This window comes from Pseudomonas sp. GW460-12-10-14-TSB1 (assembly GCF_017349775.1).
Lineage (GTDB): Bacteria > Pseudomonadota > Gammaproteobacteria > Pseudomonadales > Pseudomonadaceae > Aquipseudomonas > Aquipseudomonas piscium.
Genome location: NZ_JACNAC010000014.1, coordinates 1 through 24,650 on the forward strand (window position 1 = coordinate 1; position 24,650 = coordinate 24,650).

Annotated in this window: 28 protein-coding genes and 1 tRNA gene; 4 read left to right on the forward strand and 25 right to left on the reverse strand. The window is 63.4% G+C overall.

Annotated features, from left to right (window positions below):
* Positions 1-243 precede the first annotated feature (243 nt).
* The 8 genes from asnB to J4D52_RS11220 all read right to left on the reverse strand — a co-directional run bounded on the left by asnB (position 244) and on the right by J4D52_RS11220 (position 8,477).
* The gene (gene asnB, locus J4D52_RS11185) at positions 244-2,076 is read right to left on the reverse strand and encodes an asparagine synthase (glutamine-hydrolyzing) (RefSeq protein WP_063432984.1); all 1,833 of its coding nucleotides are present in this window, start codon (positions 2,074-2,076) and stop codon (positions 244-246) included.
* Positions 2,077-2,187: 111 nt separating this feature from the next.
* Positions 2,188-2,856, reverse strand: a complete 669-nt coding sequence (gene phzG / locus J4D52_RS11190; protein ID WP_036997989.1) for a phenazine biosynthesis FMN-dependent oxidase PhzG — start codon at positions 2,854-2,856, stop codon at positions 2,188-2,190.
* Positions 2,853-3,689, reverse strand: coding sequence for a PhzF family phenazine biosynthesis protein (locus tag J4D52_RS11195; protein WP_025806284.1), 837 nt, complete (start codon positions 3,687-3,689; stop codon positions 2,853-2,855). The genes phzG and J4D52_RS11195 overlap by 4 nt, the downstream gene beginning before the upstream one ends.
* A 2-nt stretch (positions 3,690-3,691) precedes the next feature.
* Positions 3,692-5,581, reverse strand: coding sequence for an anthranilate synthase family protein (locus J4D52_RS11200; RefSeq protein WP_371860270.1), 1,890 nt, complete (start codon positions 5,579-5,581; stop codon positions 3,692-3,694).
* Between the two features lie 20 nt (positions 5,582-5,601).
* On the reverse strand, positions 5,602-6,225 hold the full coding sequence (locus J4D52_RS11205) for an isochorismatase family protein (protein WP_063432982.1): 624 nt from the start codon (positions 6,223-6,225) through the stop codon (positions 5,602-5,604).
* A 15-nt stretch (positions 6,226-6,240) separates the two neighbouring features.
* On the reverse strand, positions 6,241-7,443 hold the full coding sequence (locus tag J4D52_RS11210) for a 3-deoxy-7-phosphoheptulonate synthase (RefSeq protein WP_063432981.1): 1,203 nt from the start codon (positions 7,441-7,443) through the stop codon (positions 6,241-6,243).
* Between the two features lie 24 nt (positions 7,444-7,467).
* Positions 7,468-7,959: a phenazine biosynthesis protein gene (locus tag J4D52_RS11215; RefSeq protein ID WP_025806279.1), complete on the reverse strand. Its 492-nt coding sequence runs from the start codon at positions 7,957-7,959 to the stop codon at positions 7,468-7,470.
* Between the two features lie 26 nt (positions 7,960-7,985).
* A complete protein-coding gene (locus J4D52_RS11220; RefSeq protein ID WP_063432980.1) occupies positions 7,986-8,477 on the reverse strand; it encodes a PhzA/PhzB family protein in 492 nt (163 codons plus the stop codon).
* A gap of 433 nt (positions 8,478-8,910) precedes the next feature.
* Here J4D52_RS11220 and J4D52_RS11225 point away from each other — a divergent pair, with 433 nt between their 5' ends.
* Positions 8,911-9,636 (forward strand): autoinducer binding domain-containing protein, encoded by a 726-nt coding sequence (locus tag J4D52_RS11225; RefSeq protein WP_025806277.1) that lies wholly within the window; start codon positions 8,911-8,913, stop codon positions 9,634-9,636.
* 48 nt (positions 9,637-9,684) lie between these two features.
* On the opposite strand, the gene J4D52_RS11230 is transcribed toward J4D52_RS11225, so the two are convergent.
* Positions 9,685-10,275 (reverse strand): acyl-homoserine-lactone synthase, encoded by a 591-nt coding sequence (locus tag J4D52_RS11230; protein WP_102676011.1) that lies wholly within the window; start codon positions 10,273-10,275, stop codon positions 9,685-9,687.
* Positions 10,276-10,630: 355 nt separating this feature from the next.
* Positions 10,631-10,707 (reverse strand) — tRNA-Met (locus J4D52_RS11235).
* Positions 10,708-11,053: 346 nt separating this feature from the next.
* On the opposite strand from J4D52_RS11235, the gene J4D52_RS11240 reads away from it, so the two are divergent.
* Positions 11,054-12,271, forward strand: coding sequence for an MFS transporter (locus tag J4D52_RS11240; protein ID WP_025806275.1), 1,218 nt, complete (start codon positions 11,054-11,056; stop codon positions 12,269-12,271).
* 77 nt (positions 12,272-12,348) lie between these two features.
* Here the strand turns inward: J4D52_RS11240 and J4D52_RS11245 are convergent, their stop codons facing one another.
* From J4D52_RS11245 to J4D52_RS11255, 3 genes are all read right to left on the reverse strand, one after another.
* Positions 12,349-12,627: a Rho-binding antiterminator gene (locus J4D52_RS11245; protein WP_063432978.1), complete on the reverse strand. Its 279-nt coding sequence runs from the start codon at positions 12,625-12,627 to the stop codon at positions 12,349-12,351.
* Positions 12,624-12,920 carry a DUF2024 family protein gene (locus J4D52_RS11250; protein WP_063432977.1) on the reverse strand — a complete coding sequence of 99 codons (297 nt, stop codon included), beginning with the start codon at positions 12,918-12,920 and terminating at the stop codon, positions 12,624-12,626. The genes J4D52_RS11245 and J4D52_RS11250 overlap by 4 nt, the downstream gene beginning before the upstream one ends.
* Positions 12,921-12,985: 65 nt before the next feature.
* Positions 12,986-13,216, reverse strand: a complete 231-nt coding sequence (locus tag J4D52_RS11255) for a hypothetical protein (protein ID WP_063432976.1) — start codon at positions 13,214-13,216, stop codon at positions 12,986-12,988.
* 125 nt (positions 13,217-13,341) lie between these two features.
* Between J4D52_RS11255 and J4D52_RS11260 the strand changes: the two genes are divergently transcribed.
* Positions 13,342-13,902: a MarR family winged helix-turn-helix transcriptional regulator gene (locus J4D52_RS11260; RefSeq protein WP_025806270.1), complete on the forward strand. Its 561-nt coding sequence runs from the start codon at positions 13,342-13,344 to the stop codon at positions 13,900-13,902.
* A gap of 4 nt (positions 13,903-13,906) precedes the next feature.
* Positions 13,907-14,623, forward strand: coding sequence for an MOSC domain-containing protein (locus J4D52_RS11265; RefSeq protein WP_025806269.1), 717 nt, complete (start codon positions 13,907-13,909; stop codon positions 14,621-14,623).
* A 13-nt stretch (positions 14,624-14,636) separates the two neighbouring features.
* Here the strand turns inward: J4D52_RS11265 and gspM are convergent, their stop codons facing one another.
* Genes gspM through J4D52_RS11325 form a run of 12 tightly spaced genes read right to left on the reverse strand, consistent with a single transcriptional unit; the run spans position 14,637 to position 24,604 of the window.
* Complete coding sequence (gspM, locus tag J4D52_RS11270) at positions 14,637-15,107, reverse strand: type II secretion system protein GspM (protein ID WP_063432974.1); 471 nt, start codon at positions 15,105-15,107, stop codon at positions 14,637-14,639.
* A 3-nt stretch (positions 15,108-15,110) separates the two neighbouring features.
* Positions 15,111-16,193, reverse strand: coding sequence for a type II secretion system protein GspL (gene gspL, locus J4D52_RS11275; RefSeq protein ID WP_102676012.1), 1,083 nt, complete (start codon positions 16,191-16,193; stop codon positions 15,111-15,113).
* A 4-nt stretch (positions 16,194-16,197) separates the two neighbouring features.
* Positions 16,198-17,070 carry a type II secretion system protein GspK gene (locus J4D52_RS11280; protein WP_102676013.1) on the reverse strand — a complete coding sequence of 291 codons (873 nt, stop codon included), beginning with the start codon at positions 17,068-17,070 and terminating at the stop codon, positions 16,198-16,200.
* The gene (gene gspJ, locus J4D52_RS11285; RefSeq protein WP_102676014.1) at positions 17,063-17,665 is read right to left on the reverse strand and encodes a type II secretion system minor pseudopilin GspJ; all 603 of its coding nucleotides are present in this window, start codon (positions 17,663-17,665) and stop codon (positions 17,063-17,065) included. The genes J4D52_RS11280 and gspJ overlap by 8 nt, the downstream gene beginning before the upstream one ends.
* The gene (gene gspI, locus J4D52_RS11290; RefSeq protein ID WP_025806262.1) at positions 17,662-18,036 is read right to left on the reverse strand and encodes a type II secretion system minor pseudopilin GspI; all 375 of its coding nucleotides are present in this window, start codon (positions 18,034-18,036) and stop codon (positions 17,662-17,664) included. Before gspI ends, gspJ begins: the two co-directional genes overlap by 4 nt.
* Positions 18,020-18,484: a type II secretion system minor pseudopilin GspH gene (gene gspH, locus J4D52_RS11295; RefSeq protein ID WP_102676015.1), complete on the reverse strand. Its 465-nt coding sequence runs from the start codon at positions 18,482-18,484 to the stop codon at positions 18,020-18,022. The genes gspI and gspH overlap by 17 nt, the downstream gene beginning before the upstream one ends.
* Before the next feature lies 1 nt (position 18,485).
* On the reverse strand, positions 18,486-18,920 hold the full coding sequence (gene gspG / locus J4D52_RS11300; protein ID WP_009045575.1) for a type II secretion system major pseudopilin GspG: 435 nt from the start codon (positions 18,918-18,920) through the stop codon (positions 18,486-18,488).
* Between the two features lie 12 nt (positions 18,921-18,932).
* Complete coding sequence (gene gspF / locus J4D52_RS11305) at positions 18,933-20,147, reverse strand: type II secretion system inner membrane protein GspF (protein WP_102676016.1); 1,215 nt, start codon at positions 20,145-20,147, stop codon at positions 18,933-18,935.
* A 2-nt stretch (positions 20,148-20,149) separates the two neighbouring features.
* Positions 20,150-21,634 (reverse strand): type II secretion system ATPase GspE, encoded by a 1,485-nt coding sequence (gene gspE, locus J4D52_RS11310; RefSeq protein ID WP_063432967.1) that lies wholly within the window; start codon positions 21,632-21,634, stop codon positions 20,150-20,152.
* A complete protein-coding gene (gspD, locus tag J4D52_RS11315) occupies positions 21,631-23,538 on the reverse strand; it encodes a type II secretion system secretin GspD (RefSeq protein WP_063432966.1) in 1,908 nt (635 codons plus the stop codon). The genes gspE and gspD overlap by 4 nt, the downstream gene beginning before the upstream one ends.
* Complete coding sequence (locus tag J4D52_RS11320; protein ID WP_063432965.1) at positions 23,535-24,086, reverse strand: type II secretion system protein N; 552 nt, start codon at positions 24,084-24,086, stop codon at positions 23,535-23,537. Before J4D52_RS11320 ends, gspD begins: the two co-directional genes overlap by 4 nt.
* Positions 24,083-24,604 (reverse strand): cytochrome b, encoded by a 522-nt coding sequence (locus J4D52_RS11325; RefSeq protein WP_102676017.1) that lies wholly within the window; start codon positions 24,602-24,604, stop codon positions 24,083-24,085. The genes J4D52_RS11320 and J4D52_RS11325 overlap by 4 nt, the downstream gene beginning before the upstream one ends.
* Positions 24,605-24,650: the final 46 nt, after the last annotated feature.

A 24,650-nucleotide genomic window follows, 5' to 3' on the forward strand; every position in this document is an offset into this window, starting at 1 on the left:
GACCGCTACAACTGAACGAGCCCGCCAAGGTGGCAGGACTCGAACAATAGGTTCTGCGACAAACCTGGCTCGATTCAGCCGAACCGAGAAAGGCGCGGCTGAATGAGCTTGAACAGTAAAAACCTGAAAAGCGGCAGATGATCCAACGCGTGGCGAATCAAGCTGGAAACACCCTGCCGGCCGTGGAAGCCACAGGCATGCCAGGTACCTGGCCGGGCCTGCCGTGGCTCCCTCAGGCTCGTATCAGAGCGAGATCTTGTGCAAGCGTAGCCAGGCATCCAGCGCCAGTGCTGTTTCCAGGCTGTGCCGGCTTATTTGCGTATTGAAGTAGCCCTCGGGCTGGCGCAGTTCCTCGGCCATATAGGCGTGGGAGACGATGCCGAACACCGGGTTCCCCGTGTCCTGCAGAAGCTGCCGGGCACTCTGGCGAAGGAAGCGTTCGTAGCCCAGGTCGGCCGAGGTCGGATAGGGACTTTTCCGGCGCTTGAGCACCGCCTCCGGTACGAAGTCGGCACAGGCCTGCTTGAGCAGCCACTTCTCCTCGCCATCCTTGCTCTTGATCGACCAAGGCACGTTATAGATGTACTCGACCAGTTCGTGATCGGTGAACGGCACACGTACCTCAAGGCTGTTGCACATGCTCAGGCGGTCCTTGCGATCCAGCAGCATCACCATCCAGCGTTTCAGGTGCATGTGGCAAAGCTCGCGCATCCGGCGCTCGTGCGGGCTGTCTTGTGCCAGGTGTTCGACCTGCAGCAGCGCATCGTCGTAGCTCGCCTGTTGGTACTGGGCGAGATCGCATTGGCGGTTGAAGTCGGCATTGATAAAACCGGCCGGCAACTTCACCCGCGACGACCATGGAAAGGACGCGGAGGCTATGACCTTGGGGTCACGGAACCAGCCATAGCCACCGAAGACCTCATCGGCGCCTTCCCCCGAGATGGCCACCGTGGAGTGCTTGCGAATTTCCCTGAACAACAGGTTCAGCGAGGTATCCATGTCGCCGAAGGTGAAAGGCAGTTCCCTGGCGCGGAACACCTCCTCGCGCGCCAGGTCGGAGACCAGTTCCTCGTTGTCGATGAGGACGGTCTGGTGCCGGCTACCGATGAACTCCGCGGCCAACAGGGCAAAGGGCTGGTCCTGGTCGGGACGCAGGTCGTCGCTCTTGAACTGCTCGGCCTGGCCAGTGAAGTCCACCGAAAAGGAATTGATATTCCCGCCGGTCTTCGCCTTCACAATACGTTGCGCGATAGCCGTGAGGGTGGTGGAGTCGAGTCCGCCGGACAGCAGCGAGCACACGGGAACGTCGGCATGCAACTGCGAACCCAACGCGTGGGTGACCAGCTCGCGGGTCTGTTGCACGGTCGTCTGCAGGTCGTGCTGGTGCTCCTGACGGCGTACCTTCCAGTAGCTCTGGATCTTCATCTGCCCATTGGGGCGCCAGGACAGGAAGTGGCCGGGAAGCAGCTCCATCAGGTTCCTGAAAGGCGTCTGGGCGGTTCCCTTCGACAGCGTGAGCACGTCGACCAACCCCGTCACCTCCAGCCCCGTAGTGAACTCCGGGTGAGCCAGGATGGCCTTGGTCTCCGAGCCGAAGAGCAGCCCTTCACGATGGCGGGCATAGAACAGCGGCTTGATCCCAAGGCGGTCGCGTACCAGGAGCAGGTGGCCGTCGCGTCCGTCGAACAGGGCGAAGGCGAACATGCCTGTCAGGTGATCACAGCAACGCTCGCCCCATTCCAGGTAGGCATGCAGCACCACCTCGGTATCGCTGCGAGTCTGAAACACATGCCCCGCCTGCCGTAGCTGGTCGCGCAATGCGTCGTGGTTGTAGACCTCCCCTGTGTAGACCAGCGAGACCTCCTGGCCGTCCGCAAAGCGATAGACCATCGGCTGGGTACCGCCGCTCAGGTCGATGACCGCCAGCCGCCGATGCCCCAGAAGGGCGTGGCGATGTTTCCATATGCCTTCGGCATCAGGCCCGCGAAGTGCGAGGGTATTGGTCATCGCGCGAATCGCGGGGTCTTCCCCTTCGAGCCTGCGCGTATAGTCTACCCATCCTGTGAGACCGCACATTTAGTAACTCCTGTAATTAGTCATTGAGCCGCGCCAGGTTTGTCTTTGGTGAGTCATGTCACCTTGGCTGACTCGTCAGCGCGGCAGATCTCGTGCAAAAACCTGCGTTATTCAGGGTTGCAGACGCCGCACCTTCCAGCCCGTATCGCTGCGGTCATAGCGCAAGCGTTCATGCAGGCGCTCCTGGCCGTTACCCCAGAATTCCAACGATTCAAGCCGCAGCTCAAACACGCAATAACCCTCGGGACGCGGCAGCGGGCCTTGAACCTCGGTCAGTTCCCTGGCGGCGTCGCGCATGGCCTGAACATCCTTGAGCTCTTCACTCTGGCGAGACACCGATGACATCGGATGTGTGGCATAAGGGCGCTTCAACCAGGCCTCATCAGCCTTGGCATCCGACAAGCGCACGGCCTGGCCATTGAGGATGATTTGCTGACTGGTTTCGCGCCAATACAGCACACCCGAGGCCCATGGGTTTTGCAGCAGTTCGCGGCCTTTCTGGCTTCCGGCATGGGTGGCAAACACCACGCCACGCTCGCTGATCTCACTGATCACCACGATGCGCGTCGAAGGCCGGCCCTGGCTGTCAGCCGTGGCCAGCGCCAGCGCGCGAGGTTCGCGGATGCCCACGCGGCGTGCGCGTTCGAGCCAGTTGTGCAGCACGCTCATGGGGTCGGCAGGCAGCGTCTGGTACTCGGGGAACGGCGCATCCAGGGTGCCGGTCAGGGATTCCGACATGCCTTTACCCAACAGCGGTTTGCCTTGTACTGAACTGTTCATAGAACGATGGTCCCCCGTCCGAAGGTGACGCCATTGCCTGATACTTCGACCCGCGTCAGTTGATCGGCGCGGCCCTCGGCCCTGGCGAACATCAATGAAGGGCGGCCGATTTCCACGCCCTGAAGAATCTCGATCTGCTGGCCGAACTCGATCTGGCCATGACGCGCCAGATGAATCGCCAAGGGCCCGGCAGCGGAGCCCGTGGCCGCATCCTCGACCACCCCATAGGCCGGTGAGAACATCCGGCTGCGCCAACGCCGTCCCGCGCCGGCAAAACAGTTGATGGCCATGTCGTGGAAGCTGGACAGGGCACGATGGTCGGGATGCAGGGCCGACAACGCGGCGATGCTCGGCAGGCCGACAAACACATGACGTGGGCCGTTGTGATAGATCTCGATGGGAAAGGTCGAGTCGCTGATGCCCAGGGCCTTGAGCAATTCGACGTCGCGCCCCAGGGCCGTCCAGGTCGGTATCGGCTGGTCCATGCTGGCGGCGACGACGCTGCCGTTCTGGCGCTCCAGCTCAAAGGCGATGGTGCCCATCTGGGTTTCCAGGAACAGCCGGTGATTGTCGGTGTGCGCGCCCAGGGCAATGGCCGTGCCCAGCAACGGGTGCCCGGCGAAGGGCAGTTCGTTGACCGGGGTGAAGATCCGGATCAGCGCATCGCCGCAGTTACGTGGCTTGAGCACGAAGGTGGTTTCCGACAGGTTCATCTCCCGGGCGATGCGTTGCATTTGCGTGGCCGACAAGTCATCGGCGTCAAAGAACACCGCGACCGGATTGCCTTCCAGCGGGGCGCTGGCAAAGGCGTCGATAATGACGTAATGGTGCATGGTTATCTCCCGGCGGCCGAAGCGTTGCTCTCGACAGCTGTGTGGATGAGGGCGTGCCGCATCAGGTCGGCGATGATGCGCGGACCTTCCTGGGTCAGCAGCGACTCTGCATGGAACTGCATGGAGGCAAACGACGGTCCGCGCAGGGCATGCACTTCGCCGGTCTCGCTGTCGCGGCTGATTTCGACGGTGCCGATGCCGTCGATGTCCAGGCGGTCACTCGCACTCCGGGCGGCGAAGGTGTTGTAGAAACCCACCCGTTCGGCGTTGCCGAACAGGTCGATCTGTTTTTGCACGCCCTGGTTGGGAATGTCTCTGCGCTGCAGTTCCAGGCCCAGGCACAAGCTCAGTACCTGATGGCTCAGGCACACCGCAAGGAACGGCCGCTGCTGGCTGAGCAAGGAACGGATGGCCACGTGCAGATGGTTGATTTTCGGCAGTTGGACTTCGCTCGGGTTGCCGGGGCCGGGGCCCATGATGACCAGGTCGTAGCCGTCAAAGCTGTATTCGTCGCTGAAGCTGCACACCGTCACCACCAGGCCCAGGGCCCGCAGTTGCTTGGCGATCATCGAGGTGAAGGTGTCTTCGGCGTCGACGATCAGCACCTGGCGCCCACTGAAGTCGTCCTGGGTCTGCTGCCGCTGCTGGCTGTCCATCAACCAGAAGTCCGAGACATAGGCATTGCGGCTGGCCAATGCGGCACGCACTTGCAGGTGGTTGCCGAAGCGCGAGGGCATCTGGTTTTTCAGGGCGCTGATCAGGCCTGTGGCCTTGGCCCGGCTTTCGGCAGCCTCGGTCATGGGGTCGGAATGGCGCACGATGGTCGAGCCCACGCTGATCCGCACCTCGCCGCTGTTATCGATGTCGGCGGTGCGAATCAGGATCGCCGAGTCCAAGGAACGCCCGCCCTTGCCATCGCTGCCGATCAGCGCGGCCATGCCGCTGTAGTAGGCGCGGCCTTGCGGCTCATAGCGCTGGATGACCCGGCAGGCGCTTTCCAGCGGGCTGCCGGTGACGGTAGGAGCGAACAGGGTTTCGCGCAGGATTTCCCGTACATCGCGACGGGTCTTGCCTTCGATGAAGTACTCGGTGTGGGCCAGGTGCGCCATTTCCTTGAGGTAAGGGCCGAGGACGTGGCCGCCGTCGTCACAAATGCGCGCCATCATTTTCAGCTCTTCATCCACCACCATGTAGAGCTCGTCGGCCTCCTTGCGATCGGCCAAAAAGTCCATGACTTCGGTCAGGTTCGGGCCGGCGGGCGGATAGCGGTAAGTGCCGCTGATGGGGTTCATCACCGCGAGCCCATCCTTGACGCTGATGTGGCGCTCGGGGGACGCACCCACGAAGGTACGGCTGCCGGTGTGGATGATGAACGTCCAGTAGGCGCCTTTCTCCCGTTCCAGCAGATGGCGAAAGAACGACAGCGCACTGGCCGGGCCGTACTCGCTGATCTCGGCCAGGAAGGTGCGCTTGATGACGAAGTTGGCGCCTTCCCCGGAGCCGATTTCGTTGGCGATCACCTGGCTGACGATCTCGGCGTAGCTCGCGTCGCTGAGGTCGAAGCGTTCGCTGTTCAACTCGATCGGCACGTTGGGCAGCAACCCCAGCACCCGTTCGATGCTGATGGATTGCTGCTCGGTGATGTTCATCGCCAGCAGCGGCGACTGATCGTCCACCGCCTCGAAACCGCGTTCGGCAATCTGGCGGTAGGGGATCAGCGCCAGTACATCCAGGCGAGGCGCGCCGATCGAGGTGGCAGGCAAGTCGATATCGGCCAGGACCTGGGGTTCCGACATTTCGCCGATCAGCACATCCAGCAGGCCGGGCCCGCTGGATTCCGGGCGGTACAACAGGGCAAACGGCTCGGGAACCGGTTGCAGGATGCGTTCCATGAGACGGGCTGCGGCTTGGTTCATAGCACCACCTCGTCGGTGGTGATGACCATGGCGCAACGGCTGGCGGCGTATTCGATGGCCATCCAGTGGTGCTCCTTGCTGAAGTCGGCGATAGCGTCGGCAACGAGGAAGGGCTGGATATCGTTGGAGTAGGCATCCACGGTGGAAATCAGTACCCCGACATGGGCGTACACCCCGCACAGGATCAACTGATCGCGGTCGTTGGCGCGCATGCGTTCCAGCAGGTCGGAGTTGAAGAACGCGCTGTAGCGCCACTTGGTCAGCAGCCAGTCACTGGGCTTGGGCGTCAGGGCGTCGACCACCTCGCGGTCGGTGGCGCTAGCCTTCATGCCTGGGCCCCAGAAGTCCTTGAGCAGCCCGCGTTGCTCCTCGCTCATGCTGCCAGGCTGGGCGGTGTAGGCCACCGGAACGCCGTTGTCGGCAGCCCACTGGCGAATGCGCGCGGCATTGCTCACCACTTGTTCACGCAAAGCGTCGGGCAAGGGCCGCAGGAAGTAGCGCTGCATATCATGCACCAGCAGCACGGCACGCTCGGGGTCGATGCTCCATTGCGCGAGGTTGATGGGCAGGTCGCGGGAAGTAGGCAGGGCGTAAGGGACTATCGATGGAATGCCGGTCATGGCGACAAACTCCAGTCAAAAGGAGGCAAGGGTTGAGGAGGGCTGGTTTTTCCAGGCCATCACCGCAGTAATGGCTTGCCAGGGGTTCAGGCGCGGGTCGCACAGGCTTTTGTAGCGGCTGGCGACCTGATTCAGGCCGGCGGCATCGGAAGCGCACTCGCTGACGTCGTCAGGGGTGGTTTCCAGGTGCAGGCCGGCGGCCACGCCACCGGCTGAGGTCACGGCATGCCTGAAGGCGGTGATTTCCTCGGTGATGGCCTGCACCATGCGGGTCTTGTTGCCGCAGGGCGCAACGATGGTGTTGCCGTGCATCGGGTCGCTCAGCCAGATGATCTTGTGGCCGGCCTGGCGCACCGCTTCAACCAGCGGAGGCAGGCGATCGGCGACCTTGTGGGCGCCCATGCGGGCAATCAGGGTCAGCCGGCCGGGTTCGCGCTTGGAGTCCAGGCGTTCACACAGGCTCAGCAACTGGTCCCGGGTGATGTCCGGGCCGACCTTGCACGCCACCGGATTGAGCACTTCGCTGAGCAGCGCCACGTGAGCGCCCGTTAACTGACGGGTACGCTCGCCGATCCACGGCCAGTGGGTAGAACCGAGAAATACCCGGCCCTGTTCGTCCTGGCGCAGTTGTGGCAGTTCGTAGTCGAGTACCAGCATTTCGTGGCTGGTCCAGGCCGGTGAACCTATGAGTTGCTCCTGGCCTGCCGACGCTTTCCAGCCCAGGTGCTGCATGATGTCCCGCGCGGCGCTATAGCCTCGAACCAGGCGTTGCGCATCGTGCTGGCGATGGCCGCAGACGGCCTCGCGGCCGTTGACCATGTCGCCGCGATACACCGGCAATTCAACATCGCCAATGCGTTCGTTGTTGTTGGAACGGGGCTTGGCAAACTGCCCGGCAATCCGTCCCACCCGTACCACCGGTTGCTGGGTCACGAGTCGGAACGCACCGGCCAGGATGTCCAGCACCGCCGCTTTGCGGGCCACATGGTCGGGCGTGCTTTCATCCATGTCCTCGGCGCAGTCACCGGACTGGATGATCATCGCTTCGCCGGCCGCTACACGAGCCAAGGTGGCGCGCAGCACCAGGATGTCCTCTACCCGAATCAATGAGGCGCTGTCCCTGAGGTAGGCCTGCGCGTCATGCAATTGTGAGGGCTCGCTCCATTGAGGCTGCTGGAACGCTTCACAACTTAATACCCGTTTCAGTAAGTCTTCCATGATGCGATCACTCTCACGAGAGAATTAAGTTGGGATGCCTTCGCGTTTGATTTGCGGTACTGGAATACCCAGGGCGCGCAGTTGTTGAAAGACGTTCATAAACTCGCGATTGCGTTTTACTTTGCCGTCTTCCAGCTCGAAGGAGTGCAGGAAATGGTTCTCGTAATAGCCTTCCGGATAGCCGGGAAAGAGAATCTTGCCGTGGCCATCGCACTCGACCCAGAAATGGTTAGGATCATCGGTTTCAAATACTTTGACGTTGTACCACTCCCAGTCCGGGAAGCACTTGAGTGACCAAACAGCATGTTCGGCCAACTTGGCTTTGCCACTGATTACAATCGGCGCGCCGGTGTCGGTGGTCCATAAGCCGCCTGTACCATCTTCGGTAAATAGTTCATGACGGCGCAGGCGGTCCTGGCCTTTGGTACGCATATATTGCTCGACCGTGGCGCGGTTCTTGCGGCGAAGTTCAGTTGTGTCGCTAGCGGTTAGTTGTTGCGCTGCGCTATTAGGCATGCTCAATCTCCAATGAATAAGGGGGCTTATGAGGCGGGGATACCTTCACGCTTGATTTTTGGAACAGGGATGCCCAAGGCGCGAAGTTGTTGGAAGGGGTTCATGAATTCACGGTTCTGCGTGATCTTGCCGTCGTCCAGTTCGAAAGAATGGATGTAATGATTTTCGCAATAACCTTCGGGGTAACCGGGAACCAGAGTCTTGCCGCGACCGTCGCTTTCCACCCAGAAGTGGTTGGGATTATCGGTTTCAAATACCCGGACGTTGTGCCATTGCCAGTCTGGAAAGCATTTCTCCAGCCATTCGCCGAGGGCGGCCAGTTTCGAGTGGCCTTTGAACACAAGGGGTTCACCGGTTTCGGTGTTCCAGGAGCCGCCACTGCCATCCTGAGTGAACAATTCATGACGACGCAGGCGATCTTTGCCGTTAGTGCGCATGTACTGTTCGACGGTGGCCCGATTTTTTTGGCGAAGTTCAAGATGATCATTAAAGCTGCTAGGGGAAAGCGAAGCAGGCATGGCGGCATCCTCCTTAGTTGGGCTGGTATTTTTTGAAAGTAAATGGTTAGTTAATTTGGTGCGGGTAGATAATTTACAGTTTTTAACTATTGTTCCTTCGTGGCGGTGCTGAACGGGTGTTGTTTATACACCTGCATTTCTTGGGGCTGGAACTACCAGATCTTGTAGTGATTAGGGCGTGAACGAGCTGGCTGCAGTCACACCGGGTGAACTGTTGCATTATTGTGAAGAGGCAGGTTCATTCGTCGGCTGGGAGGCACTAATGGCTTACTAACATCGTCAGGATGCAATGTCCTATGGCTAGTTAGTTGGGGCGGATGCAGGAAATCTAGTGCGAGTACGAAGCGGTCTATGACTCTGTGGTTTTGCTTGTTGACAGGGGTTCAGGTTGGTCTAGTCTAACGGCCTGTTTTCAACTTTAGTGGTGCTCAAAATGGAGTTAGGGCAGCAGTTGGGATGGGATTCGTACTTTTATAATATCTTTGCGCGAACCATGGACATGCAGGAGTTTACGGCTGTCACATTGAGGGTCTTGCGCGAACTACGGTTTGATTTCTTTGCCTACGGCATGTGCAGCGTGACCCCGTTCATGCGGCCCAGGACTTGTATGTACGGCAATTATCCCGAGGACTGGGTGCAGCGATATCAGGCGGCTAACTACGCGGTGATCGACCCCACGGTGAAGCACAGCAAAGTCTCGTCGGCCCCCATTTTGTGGAGCAATGAGTTGTTCCGGGGTTGCCCGGACCTGTGGTCTGAAGCCAACGACTCGAACTTATGCCATGGCCTGGCACAACCCTCGTTCAACGCCCAGGGGCGAGTCGGGATGTTAAGCCTGGCACGCAAGGACAACCCCATCAGTCTTCAGGAGTTTGAAGCCTTGAAGCTGATGACCAAGGCGTTTGCGGCAGCGATCCACGAGAAAATTTCCGAGCTGGAGAGCGACGTGCGTGTCTTCAATACGGATGTGGAGTTCAGTGGGAGGGAATGTGATGTGCTGCGCTGGACGGCCGACGGCAAGACCTCGGAGGAAATCGGCGTGATCATGGGGGTGTGCACCGATACTGTGAATTACCATCACCGCAACATCCAACGCAAAATCGGCGCCAGTAACCGCGTGCAGGCAGTGTCTTACGCAGTTGCGATGGGCTATATCTGAGGGGCATTTACTATCTCCGAGTCGACCAGAAGGACGACTCGGCCTGTATCAAGCTATCTCTTTCAATAATGTGTCGGACATGAAGGCTGACGGTGCGGCTGCGCCGCGGTGATGTTCACGGTGAGCCGAGAGCTTGATGGCGAGGATCTTCTCATTCTGGTGCACCGTGACCGGGCCCAGTCGTTCGTAGTGGACGCCGTTGATTTTGTAATAGCGCTCCATGGTGCTGTTGACGATCCCGACGATGGCATCTGCGCCCGCCAGGCTGGCCGTCTTCAGGCTTCTCCAGAACAACGGCATCGCCAATTGCGGTTCGCGGGTGGTGAAACGAGTCATTTCCCAGATGGCTGGATGCTTGGGCGGCGCCCCGGCGCAGGTATGGCCGAACACCCCTTCAAGCAGGTTGGGGAAGGTGGTGGGAATCAGGCGGGCGCAGCCAACGATGGCGCAGTCTTCATTGAACGCCAGGAGGTAGCGGGCGTGTTCGGTGTCGTATTGATCCCATTCACAACCTGGCTGGCTCGGATGGGCTGGTAGCCGCCATCCGAGTTTCTCGACGAATTGTTCGTGCCGAAAACGGCCGAGCATGAGTTTCAACTCGTCGCTCATTCCGCTCAGTGTGTGCTCTTCCATGTGCATCGCTGGGGTTTCCTTAGGGAGGGAGTGCAGTTTTATAGAGGACTTGTACAGGCTTGGCACCTGCAAGATCTGGTAGGTGCATCGGTGGAATCGAGGTGAAGCCATTCGTTGGGGGCTTTGCCGAAGCTAGCGGTGGCGACAGTGACATCGATCCAGCCGTCGGCTTTGAAGGCGACAGTTTGGTCCAGGCAGTCGTAGAGAATGGCGGGTGCACTCATGGGGCAGGGGGGCGGCGTTTTGGGCTTGCATCCCCTCGGTTCAATTATTTGGCGAGGATAGGGAGATACAGGGAGGGAAGGTGGAGAGATAGCCAGAAACAACAAAGCCCGCACAAGGCGGGCTTTGTTGAGGTACTTGGTGGCTACACAGGGACTTGAACCCCGGACCCCAGCATTATGAATGCTATGCTCTAACCAACTGAGCTATGTAGCCAAGTGGCGCGCATTATTCGCGTAGAACGGTAAGGCGTCAAGCGCTTTTTATAAAAAAATTATCTACGCTATCAACCGTTTATCAAAATCCCTCCTGTAGCCGCCAGTGCATCCTGCGATTGCGCGTGCAGCGGCCGTGACCCCTGACCTGTGTTTTAGTCGCTACGCCGTATTGGCCGGTTTGTATCGGCCGTGCCGCTGAACGCAGGCTTCGATGTTTTGTTGTGCTACGCATCAAGCGAAATATTCAAGTCGTTAGCAAGCTAAGGGGATAGCCGCGGCGCACCGAAAAATGGCACATTGGCCAACCCTGCAACTGCGCATCCATCTGCTGTACGGAAACTCTCATGGCTCTCAGCAACCTTCAGTCCGCCTCTGTAGCGACTCCCGCGGCCTCTCAAAGCAGCCCCCTGGTGCTGCGCATCATTGGCGCGGTGGCGCTGGCGCATTTGATCAACGACCTGATCCAGGCGGTGCTGCCGGCGATCTACCCGATGCTCAAGGCCAGCTACGGCCTGACCTTCACCCAGGTCGGCCTGATTACCCTGACCTTCCAGCTCACGGCCTCGCTGCTGCAGCCGTGGGTCGGTTATTACACCGACCGCCATCCCAAGCCGTATTTGCTGCCGGTGGGCATGATCTGCACCCTGATCGGCATCCTGATGATGTCCCAGGTCGGCAGCTTTGCCTTGATCCTGCTGGCGGCGGGGCTGATCGGCGTCGGTTCCTCGACCTTCCACCCGGAAGCCTCGCGGGTGGCGCGGCTGGCCTCCGGCGGACGTTTCGGCCTGGCGCAATCGACCTTCCAGGTCGGCGGCAACGCCGGCACGGCCTTCGGCCCGCTGCTGGCGGCGGCGATCATCATTCCTTTCGGCCAGGGCAATGTGGCCTGGATGGGCCTGTTCGCGGTGTTCGCCCTGGGGCTGCTCTACGCCATCAGCCGCTGGTATGCCAGTCACCTCAAGCTGTTCAAGCTCAAGCAGGGCCAGGCGGCGACCCACGGGCTGTCCAAGGGGCGGGTGCTCAGCGCCCTGGTGGTGCTGGGGCTGCTGGTGTTCTCCAAGTATTTCTACATGGCCAGTCTCACCAGCTACTTCACCTTCTACCTGATCGAGAAGTTCGACCTGTCGGTGGCCAGCTCGCAGCTGCACCTGTTCCTCTTCCTCGGCGCGGTGGCGGCCGGGACCTTCTTCGGCGGGCCGATCGGCGACAAGATCGGGCGCAAGGCGGTGATCTGGTTCTCGATCCTCGGCGTGGCGCCGTTCACCTTGCTGCTGCCCCATGTCGACCTGTTCTGGACCAGCGTGCTCAGCGTGGTGATCGGCTTCATCCTGGCGTCGGCGTTCTCGGCCATCGTGGTCTACGCCCAGGAGCTGGTGCCGGGCAACGTCGGCATGATCGCCGGGGTGTTCTTCGGCCTGATGTTCGGTTTCGGCGGGATCGGCGCGGCGCTGCTGGGTCACCTGGCGGACATCCACGGCATCGAGTACGTGTACTTCCTGTGCTCGTTCCTGCCGCTGTTCGGCCTGCTGGCGATCTTCCTGCCGCGGACCAAAAAAGCCTGAGGATATGCCTTGAACGAAAGGGCGCCGACAGTGATGTCGGCGCTTTTTTTTTGCCCTTGACCAAGGCCCTTGCTGCGTCAGATCGAGCAGTGTTGCCCGGCCAGGACGATGCGGCCGAAACTGCGCTTGGCGTCCAGCGGGGTGATTGCCAGCAACTGGTCGAGGCGTATTTCGAGCGGACCTTCGGCACCCTCCAGGCAGAAGAATTCTTCGCCGCTGGCACTGGTGCGGGTGGTCTTGCCGAGCGCCTCGAACTGGCTGCCATCGACCCGTTCCACCAGCAGCCGGTAGCCATGCATGCAGGCGATTTCCAGGTAGTCGTGCAGGTCGCAGTCCAGCGGTTTATAGGCGTTCATCCGCTCACCTCCAGGCCGGTCGCCTCGAAGCCTGCGGTCGCGAAACCTTGCAGCGGGATGATGAAATAACCTTGGCGAGCGATGCCTTGCCGCACCCGTGGATCGCCGATCTGGTTGTGGCAGAAGCGGCATTCGTTCTGCGAGATATCGCTTTCCCGCACGCCCAGGCTGTCCAGCCAGGCAAAAGCGTATTGCCGGGCCAGGGCGGCGTCATGGGTTTCGGTCAGCACGTCGAAGTGCAGGTAGTGGCCTGCGCGGGTGCGCACATGGGTGTCGAAGACTTTCACGTTCATGGCGGTTTCATCCGTCGAGAAAAGAGGGCGCCAGCGCCTCGTCGGGAGTGCGCTGGCGAGCGGATCTACTTGAGGTCGGCCAGGGACGCGCCGAAGTTCAGGTGCAGGACCTTGTCCGCGACCACCAGGGCCGGCACCGACTTGACGCCGGCGGCTTCGGCCTCGGCGATCCGCGCGGGTGCCTGGCCGAGGTGGACGATTTCCACTTTGATTTGCGGGTCCAGCAGTTCCAGCAGGGTCTGTTCCGTCTCGACGCAAACCGGGCAGCCAGCGTGGTAGTAACGAGCGTGTGTCATGGGGTGAGCCTCCAATAAAGGTATCGGATCGATACTGTATTTAGATTTTCACTGCCTTTGCCCTTTGTCAATATAGTTTTTATTCGATACTATTTATCGCAAGTATTGATCCGGGAAATGCCCCTGTGCTGTTCGATTTGCTTGAGAGGCTTACCAGCCTGACCCGCGTCTGGTTTCGCGAGCACCCGCTGCTGGCGGATATCCAGCCGATCCAGTTGAGCGCGCTGCTGTACCTGGCGCGCTGCAACGGCTACTCCAATACACCGCTGGCGGTGGCCGATTACCTGGGCCTGACCAAGGGCACGGTGTCGCAGTCGCTCAAGGCGCTGGAAGCCAAGGGCCTGATCAGCAAAAGCCAGGACGCCCGGGACAAACGCAGCGTGCACCTGCTGCTGACCGAGCAGGCCAAGACCCTGCTGGCGGCGGTGATGCCGCCGGCGTTCCTCGATAGCGCCGCGCAGCGCATGGGCGGGCAGGCCAAGGAGCTGGAGCACTTGCTCGGCGAATTGCTGCGCAATGTGCAGCGCACCCAGGACGTGCCGAGCTTCGGCCTGTGCAAGACCTGCCGCTTTCACCAACAGGTCGCGGGCGGACCTTTCTGTGGCCTGACCGAAGAGCCGCTGGCGCCTGCCGACATTGAGTTGATCTGCCGGGAACATCAGTTCGCCGATGAAACCATGGAGTAAGGTAATGACCCCTGAGCGTATAACCCTCGATGCCTTGTTGACCGGCCGCGCCGTGGCCTACAGCCGCCCGGGGTCCATGAGCGCGATCGCCAAGACCCCGCGCACCGGCAGTCTGCAGGTGGGCCCGGTCGGCCTGCTGGAAGACGAGCAGGGCGACCTGCGGGTGCATGGCGGCACGGAAAAAGCCATTCATCACTACCCCCGCGAGCATTACGCCGCCTGGGCCGCCGAGTTGGGGCCGCACGCGTTGCTGGAACAGCCGGGCGCCTTTGGCGAGAACTTCAGCAGCCACGGCTGGACCGAGCAGAACGTCTGCCTGGGCGATCGTGTCCGGGTCGGCAGCGTGTTGCTGGAGGTGTCCCAGGGCCGCATGCCGTGCTGGAAACTCAATGACCGCTTTGCCGTGAAAGACATGTCGCTGCGGGTCCAGCAGAGTGGGCGCACCGGCTGGTATTACCGGGTACTGGAAGCGGGCAGCCTGAGCGCCGGGGATGTGTTGCAGCAGGTCGAGCGCCCCTTCGAGCAGTGGCCGCTGTCGCGCTTGAGCGCGGTGCTGTTTTCCCGCGAGGTGGCGCTGGAGGAGATTCGTCTGTGCCTGGAGCTGCCGCTGGTGCCGTCGTGGCGGCGGACCCTGGAGCGCCGGGTCGAGCAGGTGGCGGTCGAGGATTGGGCCCCGCGCCTGCAGGGCACTGTGCCTGCCGATGAGGAGCCCGCTCGCTGAGCGGCGGGCGCGATCAGTTCGACTCCAAGGTCAGGCGCGCCTGGACCAGGGCCTGAGGGTCGACTTCCAACTGCAGCGACACCAGGTTGACGCCCTGGTTTTCCACGTCGTCCAGCCAGGTCAGCAGGTCTTGCAGCGCGCCGCCCAGGTTGAGATTGAGGCGTCCGGCCTCTTCGCTGTCCATGCGTTCGATGCTCAGGTTGGCCGCGGCCGTGCTGGCGGTGATCAGGCCGGCCAGGGTGCGGCTGTTGGCCTGCGGGCCGCGAGCGTTGCTGGACGAAGGCAGCTTGAGCAGATCGGTTTGCAACTGCAGGGCCTCCTGGTACTGCTGTTCAGCCTGCTGCAGGGCCTGGCGCTGAGGGCTCCAGAGCAAGGTCCAGAACAGCGTCACGGCCAGGAACAGGCTGAGCAGCTTCAGGGCCAGGCGATCGCGGGCCGGTAGCTGCTGCCAGCGGTTCGAGTAACGATTGAAAAGGGTGGTCATGGCTTAGTCCGTGATTTTCAGGCGGGCGCTGACCCCGTCGGGAGCGAGCACGGCCGAGTCGGCCTGGACGTTCGCGCCCTGCTGCGCGAGGGCTTCGCGCAGGCGTTCGAGGGTGGAGAAATCCGGCGCGTTGACTTGCAGGGTCCAGCCTTGCGCCTGTTGGTAGTCCAGCCGGCGGATCCGCGTATCGCCGCCGTCGCTGTTGCTCCATTGGCTGGCCAGGCTGTCGAGCCGGCGCGCCAGGCTTTGTTGTGGCTGGCCGGCCTGCTGGGCACGGGCCTGGACCTGACGGGCGAGGTCGATCACCCGCGGCTCGTCGGGGAAACGCTGGCGCCAGAGTTCCAGGCTGGCCTCGGTCACCTCGGCGGTCTTGTGTTGCAGCAGCCAGCGATGGCCCAGGTCCTGTGCCACTTGAGCGTCGCAGGCAATGACCAGGATCGCCAGCAGCGCCCGCCATGGTGTGCGCGACGGGCTGCGCAGGGCGAAGGCGCCCTGGCGCAGATCGATGGCCTGCGTGCTGCCCCGGGCCAATAGCGGCCAGGGCGTTTCCTCGCTGCGTTGCAGGTTGTCGGGCAGCAGTGGGGCCAGCTCTTCGAGGGCCTGGTCGTCGAGCGCCAGGCGTTGCTGGCAGGCCCCGCCGATCAGCCAGCGCTCGTGGCAACGCAGGGCCAGTGCCTGGCTGTCTGGTAGGCAGTCGGCATCGACATGAATGCGCTCGGCCGTCAGGCCATGGCGGGCCAGCCGTTCCAATAGTTGCTCCAGCCACTGCCGTTGCAGGACGAACAGGCGGCAGTGCCGACGCGCCTGCAATGGCCCGCGGGCCAGGTGCAACTGCTCGGGGTCGTCCAGCAGCCGTTCTTCCAGCACCGAATGGATGGCTTGCTGCAGCCAGCGGCCACTGCGCGGCGGTACGTCGAAGCGGTGATGGCTGGCGATTTCGGCTGGCAGCAGCAGGGTCAGGCGCCGGCCGGCCAGCACTGCCGCCTGCTGCAGCGTACCGTGCACCGGCTCGCCGTCGGTTTGCCACCAGGTGACGGGCGCGTCGTCGTCCGCATTCACTGTGGTGAGGTAAAGCCAGGCTTGCATGGGATTACTCCGGAAAACGGGAAGGGGCGGCGAGGGTGCGTTGCAGTACGCTGACCTGGCCGTCCGGCTCGATGCGCAGGCGGCTGATCAGGCGCAATTGACGGTCGCCCAGTTCGACATCCAGCACCGCCTGGAAATACCGGCTGCTGACATCGAGCCCCTGGCTGTTGATCTCGTGCTGTTTCAGCGCGGGGGCGTCGAGAAACTCCTGCACCGTCTTGTAGCCATCGGCGGGGCGCGCCTGCACCAGGGCGACGGCCTGGGCCAGGTCGAGCTTGCCCAGGCTGGCCAATTGTTCGGCCGGGGCGGTGTTGAGGTTCAGGGCCCCCGGCGTGGTTCTGACCCAGGGGCGCAGGCGCTCCATGACCGCTGTGTCGACGCCTTCCAGGCGCATCAGCTCGCTGCTGTCGTTCCAGGCCAGCGGCTTGCCGTCGAAACCACGGACCGGCGGCAGGTGCGTGGGATCGTGGGGCGGCAGGCCGAGCACCTGCAACAGGCGTTGATAACGCAGGCGACTGATCCGGTCGTTGGGCGTGCGCAGGGTGCCGAGGTTGAAGCGCGCACTGAGGTCCTGCAGCTGGATGCGGATACGCCCGCCGTCGATGTCGAACAGCGGTGTGTTTTGCGCCCAGCGCTGGCCCAGGTGCACGCGCTTGGGCTCCGGTTCATCGCGCCAGTCATCGCGCAGTTGGCCGCGGGCCCAGGCTTCGCCACTGAGCGCCAGTTGCCACAGTTGCTGCTGCAGCAGCTGGTTGGAACTGCCGATCAGGCTCAGGCGCTGGCGAGCCAGCATGTCACTGACGATCAGGGTCGCCAGGGAGGTGATCAACAGCACGCTGATCAGCGCGATGCCCCGTTGTCTACAGGCCTTAACCATGGTCCAGCCCCTTGAAGCCCGGCAGCAGGATCACCCGCCGCAGGCCGGGATAACCGGGGGCGTCGAGCTCCAGTTCAATGGCCTGGGGCAGGCTCAATGGCGCCTGGCCGACGGGCCAGTTGGAGTGGGCCTTGCCCTGGTCGTCGATGTAGCGCAGGCGTTCGAGCCGGACGCCATCGAGCAGCAGCTGTTGCACGGCAGTGCCGGACAGGTCGGGGCCGTCCACCGGGCTGCGGTATTCGCGCAGCCATTGGTCGTCGTTCCAGCGATAGGTGACCAGCAGCAGGTCGTTGCGCGCCTGCTGCAAGGGATTGCTCCAGCCGCCTCGTACCAGCTGGATGCGCCCGGGCTCGCCGATCAGTGCCTGGCGCGCCGAACTGCCGTTGACCGGGTAGGCGATGGCCTGGGTCAGGTCACGCTCGAAGATACCCACCGCACGCTGCAGGCGCCGCAGTTGCAGTTCGTGCTGATGAATCCGCTGGTCGGTATGGATCATGCGTTCGAGCAACTGATAGCAGGCCAGGCCGAGCAGGCTGAACAGGGCCATGGCGATCAGCACTTCGAGCAGGGTGAAGCCCTGCTGCCGGCGTTTCATGGGCGGGCCTCCAGGTAGCCCGCCAGGCGCGCGCGTTGCCGCGGCATAGGCGCGTCGGTGGAGACTTCGAGCAGGATCTTGAGCAAGCGCGGGTCGGGCGCCGCGGCGGTTTCGCTGGTCAGCAGCCAATCGCGCCCGGCGAAGCGGATCGGTTCCTGGCGCTGGCTCTGGGGCTGGCGCATGCCGGCGCGCAGCTCGTTCAGGCGGTTGTCCGCCAGCCATTGCGCGAGAGTGCGTTCGCTGAGGCCACCGTTGTTGCCGATCAGGTGTTCGGTGGCGCTGTAGAGCGACAGCGACAGCACGGCGAAAATGGCCAGGGCGACCATCACTTCCAGCAGGGTGAAGCCCGCCTGTTCATTGCACCGGGGCAAGGCGCACCTCCTCGACTCCATCGCTGGACAGCGACAGCAGCGGCTGCTGGCGGTATTCCAGCAGCAGGCTGAAGGGCGAGATCTGGTCGTTGGCCAGTACCCAGAGTTGCGGCTCCTTGCCCTGAGGTCGTGGATCCTTCAGGTTCAGGCGCAACTCGCCTGGCAGCCGGTGCTCCTTGAAGCGCTTGTCCGCCTGCCACTGGCCGCCGCGGTCGAGGCTCAGCACTGTGTAGTGGTCCGGCGCCAGGCGCAGGCCGTGGTTGAGGTTGTTCAGCACCGCGTCTTCACGCAGCAAGCCAATGAGGTTCTGCAGGCGCTCGGCCTCGCGCCGGGCCTTCTGCCCGCCCGAGTCGCTCTGGACCAGCCCGACCATGCCGGCCAGCAAGCCGATGATCACCATGACCACCAGCAGCTCCAGCAGGGTGAAACCCGCCATTGGCTTGCGCACTTCAAGGCTCCCAGTTGCCGATGTCGGCATTGGTCCCGTCGCCGCCGTTGCGGCCGTCGGCACCGAAGGAATACAGGTCGTAGGCCGAGCCTTCGCGACCCGGGGCGAGGAACTGATATGGGTTGCCCCAGGGGTCCTTGGGCAGGCGCTTGAGGTAGCCGTCGGGGTTCCAGTTGAGTGCTGCCGGCATGCCCGCCGGTTTTTTCACCAGGGCTTCCAGGCCCTGCTGGGTCGAGGGGTAGTGGTGGTTGTCGAGCTTGTAGATTTCCAGGGCCGTGGCCACGGCCTTGATGTCGCTGCGGGCGGCGGTGACCTTGGCCTGGTCCGGACGGCTCATGATCTGCGGGACCACCAGGGCGGCCAGGACACCGAGAATCACCACGACCACCATGATCTCGATCAGGGTGAAGCCGCGTTGGCGGGAAGGGTTGCGCATGTTGTGTGCTCTTCAGGTGATGAGTTGGTTGAGGTTGAGAATGGGCATCAGGATCGCCAGGACGATGACCAGCACGCTGGCGCCCATGAACACCAGCATTGCCGGCTCGAACAGCCCGACCAGCATGGCGATACCGTTGGACAGCTGGGTCTGCTGCTGGTGGGCGGCGCGTTCGAGCATGCTGTCCAGTTCCCCCGAGCGTTCGCCGCTGGCGATCATGTACAGCATCATCGGCGGGAAATCGCCGCTCTGTTCCAGGGCCCGGGTCAGTCCGCTACCTTCGCGCACGGCACGCGCCACGTCTTTCATACGAGTACGAATCTGCTGGTTGGCGACCACCTCGGCGGAAATCTCCAGGGCATCCACCAGCGGCACGCCGCTGCGTCCGAGAATCGCCAGGGTGCTGACAAAACGGGTGCTGTTGCTGGCCTGGATCACCCGCCCGATCACCGGCAAGCGCAGTTGGACCTGGTGCCAACGCATGGCCAGGGCGGGCTTGCGCAGGGCTACGCGCAGGCCGGCGGCGAGGCTGCCGAGTATCAGCAACAGGACCAGGCCGTAGTCCCGGGCGAAGTCGCTGGTGGCGATCAGGCCGCGGGTCAGCACCGGCAGTTGCTGGCCACTGTCGATGAACACCTTGACCACATCCGGCACCACGAAACTGAGCAGAAAACCGACGATGCCGAAGGCCGCCAACAGTAGGATGCTCGGGTACAGCATGGCCAGTTGCAGCTGCTGGCGGGCGGCATGCCGGGCCTCGGTGTAGTCGGCCAGCTGCATCAGGACCTGGGCCAGGTGGCCGGCGCGTTCGCCGGCGGCCACCGTGGCCCGGTACATCGAGGCGAAGGCGCGCGGGTATTCGCCCATGGCCCGCGCCAGGTCATGGCCTTCCAGCACTCGCGCACGGATCGCCAGCATCATGCTCTGCTGCGCGCGCTTGCTGCATTGCGCGGCGACGGCGGCCAGCACTTCTTCCAGCGGCAGCGAGGCCTGGACCAGGGTCGCCAGCTGGCGGGTCAGCAAGGCCAGTTGCGCCGGACTGAGGCGTTGGTTGCTGGTCAGCGCGGCGCCGGAGCGGTCCTTTTGCCCGCGGGCCGGCTTGACCTGCAGGGCGATCAGATTGCGTTCGCGCAGCAGCTGGCGGACCTGCCGCGCGCTGTCGGCTTCCTGCACGCCGCGGGTCTTGCGCCCGGCGTTGCACATCGCGAGGTATTCGTAGGCGGCCACGGTCAGTGCTCCCGAGTTACGCGTAGCAGTTCTTCGACGCTGGTGACGCCTTGCAGCACCTTGTCCCGGCCGTCGGCGAACAGGCTGTGGGCATGCTGGCGCGCGTAGTGGGTCAAGGCGGCCTCGCCAGCCCCTTCGTGGATCAGCTGGCGCAGCGGTTCGTCGAACAGCACCAGTTCGTAGATGCCCTGGCGGCCGCGATAGCCGCTGTTCTGGCAGGCTGGGCAGCCGACCGGGTGATAGAGCACCGGCGCCTGTTGCGGGTCGAGGTTCAGCTGGTGGCAGGCCGCGGCATCGGCGGGCGCAGCGTTTTTGCAATCGTTGCAGAGCACCCGCACCAGGCGCTGGGCGACCACGCCGAGCAGCGAGGTGCAGAGCAGGAAGGGTTCGATGCCCATGTCCAGCAGGCGGGTGACGGCGCCGATGGCGCTGTTGGTGTGCAGGGTGGACAGCACCAGGTGGCCGGTGAGGGAGGCTTGCACGGCGATGTCGGCGGTTTCCCGGTCGCGGATCTCGCCGACCATGACCACGTCCGGGTCCTGGCGCAGGATGGCGCGCAGGCCGCGGGCGAAGGTCATGTCGACCTTGGTGTTGACCTGGGTCTGGCCGATGCCGGCCAGGTGGTATTCCACCGGATCTTCGATGGTCAGGATGTTGCGGGTCTGGTTGTTCAGGCTGCTGAGCCCGGCATAGAGCGTGGTGGTCTTGCCGGAGCCGGTGGGGCCGGTGACCAGCAGGATGCCGTGGGGGCGCAGCAGGGCGTCTTCGAGCTTGCCGCGGATCGCCTCGGCCATGCCCAGTCGGCCCAGGTTCAGGCGCCCGGCCTGCTTGTCGAGCAGGCGCATCACCACCCGCTCGCCGTAGGCCGAAGGCAGGGTGGAGACCCGCACATCCACTTCATGGCCGCCGATGCGCAGGGCGATGCGACCGTCCTGGGGGATGCGCTTTTCGGCAATATCGAGCTTGGACATGACCTTGATCCGCGACACCAGCAGGCCCGCCAATTCCCGGCGCGGGCGCAGCACTTCGCGCAGCAGGCCGTCGACCCGCAGGCGCACGGACAGGTGCTGCTCGAAGGTTTCCAGGTGGATATCCGACGCTTTGACCTTGACCGCCTCGCCGAGGATCGCGTTGATCAGGCGAATGATCGGCGCATCGTCTTCCTGCTCCAGCAGGTCGGTGATCTGCGGCAGTTGTTCGGCCAGGCTGGCCAGGTCGTCCTGGCCGGCGATCTGGTCGCCCAGGCCCTCGGCCATCTGCATGGCGTCGTCGCGGCCGTCGCGATACTGCTCGGCCAACCGCTCGGCGAAACCCTCGGTGTCGAGTATCCGGTGGCCCAGCAGCGGGCCATGGCAGCGGCGGATCTCGGCGAGGATTTCCACCGGCGTGTCGGCCCGGCAGTAAAGCTGCAGGCCGCTGTCCCGGGGCTCCAGCAGGACGCCATGGCGCTTGGCGAAGCCAAAGGGCAGGCGCGCGACCGGGCTCATCGGCGTGGCTCTCTGGCGCGCATGTCGATGGTCCCATCCTGCGGCGCGGCATCGAACAGTTGGCGCGAGTCGGCGGGCAGGGCCAGGCCGCTACGGCTGTCACCGTTGGCGCGCAGCTTGCGCAGGTCGTTGTACTTGCGCTCGCTGACGTTGACGGCATCGGCGCTGCCCCGCACCAGGGTCGGCCGCAGGAAGACCATCAGGTTGGTCTTTTCGGTGACGTCCTTGGTGCTGCTGAACAGCCGGCCGAGCCAGGGAATGCTGCCCAGCACCGGGACCTTGCTGACCTGGGTCTTGACGTTGTCCTTGATCAGGCCGCCGAGCACGATGATCTGGCCGTCGTCGGCGAGGATGGTGCTTTTCACCGAGCGCTTGTTGGTGATCACGTCGCTGGTGGTGATGCCCGGCGGGGCGCTGGCCAGCTCCGAGCTTTCCTGTTCGACCTTCAGGCGCAGGGTGTTGCCCTCGTTGATGTGCGGCGTCACCTTGAGGGTCACGCCGACGTCCTGGCGTTCCACGGTGGTGAAGGGGTTGCTGGCGCCGGCAGTGTCGGTGGTGTACGAGCCGGTCTGGAACGGCACGTTCTGGCCGACGAGGATTTCCGCCGCTTCGTTGTCCAGGGTCAGCAGGCTCGGGGTGGACAGCAGGTTGTTCTTCGAGTCGCTGGACAGGGCAGTGACCAACGCGCCGAAATTGCTGGTGCCGATGCCGATGATGGCGCCGTCCGGCAGGGTGATGCTCTTGTCCTTGTCTTTGCCCTGGCTCAGCAGGGTGCCGATCGACAGGCCGGTGCCGCTGAAATTGGTGCCGCCGGCGACATTGCCGGCGCGCGCCGCCCATTGCACGCCAAGGGCTTCGTTGATGTCGCCGCTGACCTCGACAATGGCCGCTTCCACCAGGACCTGGGCCCGTGGCTGGTCCAGCTGGGTGATGACTTTATTGAGCATGCTCAGTTGCGCCGGGTCGGCCATCAGCACCAGGGCGTTCTGGCTTTCGTCGGCGCTCACCAGTATCGAGCTGCCGCCGCCCTTGCCTTCGCCGCCACCGCGATTGCTGTCTTCCAGGCGCTTGCCGATGCCGTTGAGCAGTTTCGACAGCTGCTTGGCATCGCTGTGGTGCAGGCGCACCACCCGCGCGCTGTCGTTGGCATTGCTCGGCACGTCGATGGCCCTGACCAGTTCGGCCATGCGCTGGCGGGCCTGGGCGGAGCCGGCGAGGATCACCCGGTTGCTGCGGGCGTCGCCCACGGCCTTGGCGTCGCTAGGGCCGTTGCCGGTCTGGCTGATGCTTTCGTTCAGGGTGCGGGCCACATCGCTGGCCCAGGCGTGCTTGAGGGCCACGGTGCTGAACGAGCGGTTGCCGGCCTGGTCCAGTTCGCTGACCACCTGGCGGATGCGCTCGACGTTGCTGGCGCTGTCGGACACCACCAGGGCATTGGAGCTGGCCGAGGGCGCGACATAGGCGTCGTCGCTCACCAGCGGGCGCACCACCCCGGAGATTTCCGCGGCGTTGGCGTTGCGCAGGTCCAGGACCCGGGTCACGAACTCATCGCCGGATTGCTCGCTGGATTTGGTCTTGGCTTCCACCGCCGGCATGATCAGCACCCGGTCGCCCTGGTCCAGGGCGACGAAACCCTGGCTGCGCAGCACGCTGAGGAACAGCGAATAGATACCGTCCTTGTCCAGGGCATTGGACGATTGCACGCTGACCTTGCCTTGCAGCCGGGCATCGACCACCAGGGTCTTGCCGGTGATTTCCCCGACCTCGCTGGCCAGGTCGCGCAGTTCGGCGTCCTTCATGTTCAGCGTCCACAGGCGCTGGGTGGTGAGGGCCGCGCTACCGGGCAGGGCATTCAGCAGGAGGCCGAGGCTGAGCACGGCGCCTGCAATCTTGGACAGTTTCATGGTGTGTTCTCTATCGCTTGCAGAAGGGCCGTGGCTTTTTGCTCGGCGACCGCCGGCGGGGTTGTCTGGGGGCTGAGCAGGCGCATCTGGCGCCCGGGCAACAGCAGGTTCTGTTCACGGCCGTTACGCACTACCACCACCTGATCGGCGCTGACGCTCTTGAGCAGCGTGCCGTCGGGCAGGCGTTCGCCCGGGGAGTAGAAGGCCCGGCTGTCGGCGTACTGGATCAGGGCCCTGGATTGCTCGGGCTGGTTGCCCAGCAGGCTGGCGAGCAGGACCAGCGGCAGGCTGGCTTGCGCGCTGTCGAATTCGACCGGCACGGCACCGAAGACCCGGGCGATATTGCGGTCGTCCAGGGGCGCGGGCAGCAGCTTTTCGGCGCTGGCGCTCGGCACCGCGGCCGGCACCGGCTGGCCCGCCAGCACTTGCCGGTAGGTCCAGCTGTCGAGGCCGAGCCAGGTCAGCCACAGGCCGAGGGCGACCAGGCTGGCGGGGAGCAGGTAGCGTTGGCCGGAGCCGCGCGGGCGCCATGAGAGCAGCGTTTTCATGGGCGTTTGGGCAGCATGCGTCTGAGCACGCCATGCCCGCGCAATTGATGGAGGATCACCGCGGCGATATGGCCGGTCACCAGCAGGGCCAGGACCATGCAGCTGTAGTGGTGAAGCTCTTCGAAAAAGGTGATGGCCGCCGGGGCCTGCAAGGGTTGCGGGAGCTGCAGGCCGAACAGGTCGATCGGGCGCGACATCATCAGCACGCCGCTGAGCAGCACGGTGCCGAGGGTGACCAGCAATGCGCTGTGCCCGGCATGCACCAGGCGGCGTTCACCCGCGCTCTGATGGGCGGGAGCCGGTGGAGCGGGATGGCGCACAAGGTAGAACAGCCGCAGGACAAACAGCGGCACCAGCAGGGTGGTCAGCGAGACGTTGATAAAGGCGATCGCCTGTTGGACCGAGCATGGCGGCTGCAACAGCGCGCTGGCATAGCCGCTGATCGTGGCCCACAGGACAACGGCGGCGAACAGCCAGTGCAGCAGCCTGCGCGGTCTTGAGTAGTGAGGGTGATTCATGTCGATTCCCAAGGTCCGCAACGCGGTGCCGAGGCACCACGCTGCG

What these genes read in the sequence shown, in the direction of transcription:
- J4D52_RS11280 (WP_102676013.1), bottom strand. Translation starts at nt 17,070, where the DNA reads ATGGTTAAGGCCTGTAGACAACGGGGCATCGCGCTGATCAGCGTGCTG.
- J4D52_RS11265 (WP_025806269.1), top strand. Translation starts at nt 13,907, where the DNA reads ATGACCCCTGAGCGTATAACCCTCGATGCCTTGTTGACCGGCCGCGCC.
- phzG (WP_036997989.1), bottom strand. Translation starts at nt 2,856, where the DNA reads ATGAACAGTTCAGTACAAGGCAAACCGCTGTTGGGTAAAGGCATGTCG.
- gspM (WP_063432974.1), bottom strand. Translation starts at nt 15,107, where the DNA reads ATGACCACCCTTTTCAATCGTTACTCGAACCGCTGGCAGCAGCTACCG.
- J4D52_RS11220 (WP_063432980.1), bottom strand. Translation starts at nt 8,477, where the DNA reads ATGCCTGCTTCGCTTTCCCCTAGCAGCTTTAATGATCATCTTGAACTT.
- J4D52_RS11255 (WP_063432976.1), bottom strand. Translation starts at nt 13,216, where the DNA reads ATGACACACGCTCGTTACTACCACGCTGGCTGCCCGGTTTGCGTCGAG.
- J4D52_RS11205 (WP_063432982.1), bottom strand. Translation starts at nt 6,225, where the DNA reads ATGACCGGCATTCCATCGATAGTCCCTTACGCCCTGCCTACTTCCCGC.
- J4D52_RS11240 (WP_025806275.1), top strand. Translation starts at nt 11,054, where the DNA reads ATGGCTCTCAGCAACCTTCAGTCCGCCTCTGTAGCGACTCCCGCGGCC.
- J4D52_RS11230 (WP_102676011.1), bottom strand. Translation starts at nt 10,275, where the DNA reads ATGCACATGGAAGAGCACACACTGAGCGGAATGAGCGACGAGTTGAAA.
- J4D52_RS11320 (WP_063432965.1), bottom strand. Translation starts at nt 24,086, where the DNA reads ATGAAAACGCTGCTCTCATGGCGCCCGCGCGGCTCCGGCCAACGCTAC.
- J4D52_RS11245 (WP_063432978.1), bottom strand. Translation starts at nt 12,627, where the DNA reads ATGAACGCCTATAAACCGCTGGACTGCGACCTGCACGACTACCTGGAA.
- gspL (WP_102676012.1), bottom strand. Translation starts at nt 16,193, where the DNA reads ATGCAAGCCTGGCTTTACCTCACCACAGTGAATGCGGACGACGACGCG.
- J4D52_RS11225 (WP_025806277.1), top strand. Translation starts at nt 8,911, where the DNA reads ATGGAGTTAGGGCAGCAGTTGGGATGGGATTCGTACTTTTATAATATC.
- J4D52_RS11200 (WP_371860270.1), bottom strand. Translation starts at nt 5,581, where the DNA reads ATGGAACGCATCCTGCAACCGGTTCCCGAGCCGTTTGCCCTGTTGTAC.
- J4D52_RS11215 (WP_025806279.1), bottom strand. Translation starts at nt 7,959, where the DNA reads ATGCCTAATAGCGCAGCGCAACAACTAACCGCTAGCGACACAACTGAA.
- J4D52_RS11210 (WP_063432981.1), bottom strand. Translation starts at nt 7,443, where the DNA reads ATGGAAGACTTACTGAAACGGGTATTAAGTTGTGAAGCGTTCCAGCAG.
- gspE (WP_063432967.1), bottom strand. Translation starts at nt 21,634, where the DNA reads ATGAGCCCGGTCGCGCGCCTGCCCTTTGGCTTCGCCAAGCGCCATGGC.
- J4D52_RS11325 (WP_102676017.1), bottom strand. Translation starts at nt 24,604, where the DNA reads ATGAATCACCCTCACTACTCAAGACCGCGCAGGCTGCTGCACTGGCTG.
- asnB (WP_063432984.1), bottom strand. Translation starts at nt 2,076, where the DNA reads ATGTGCGGTCTCACAGGATGGGTAGACTATACGCGCAGGCTCGAAGGG.
- J4D52_RS11195 (WP_025806284.1), bottom strand. Translation starts at nt 3,689, where the DNA reads ATGCACCATTACGTCATTATCGACGCCTTTGCCAGCGCCCCGCTGGAA.
- gspD (WP_063432966.1), bottom strand. Translation starts at nt 23,538, where the DNA reads ATGAAACTGTCCAAGATTGCAGGCGCCGTGCTCAGCCTCGGCCTCCTG.
- gspJ (WP_102676014.1), bottom strand. Translation starts at nt 17,665, where the DNA reads ATGAAACGCCGGCAGCAGGGCTTCACCCTGCTCGAAGTGCTGATCGCC.
- gspG (WP_009045575.1), bottom strand. Translation starts at nt 18,920, where the DNA reads ATGCGCAACCCTTCCCGCCAACGCGGCTTCACCCTGATCGAGATCATG.
- J4D52_RS11250 (WP_063432977.1), bottom strand. Translation starts at nt 12,920, where the DNA reads ATGAACGTGAAAGTCTTCGACACCCATGTGCGCACCCGCGCAGGCCAC.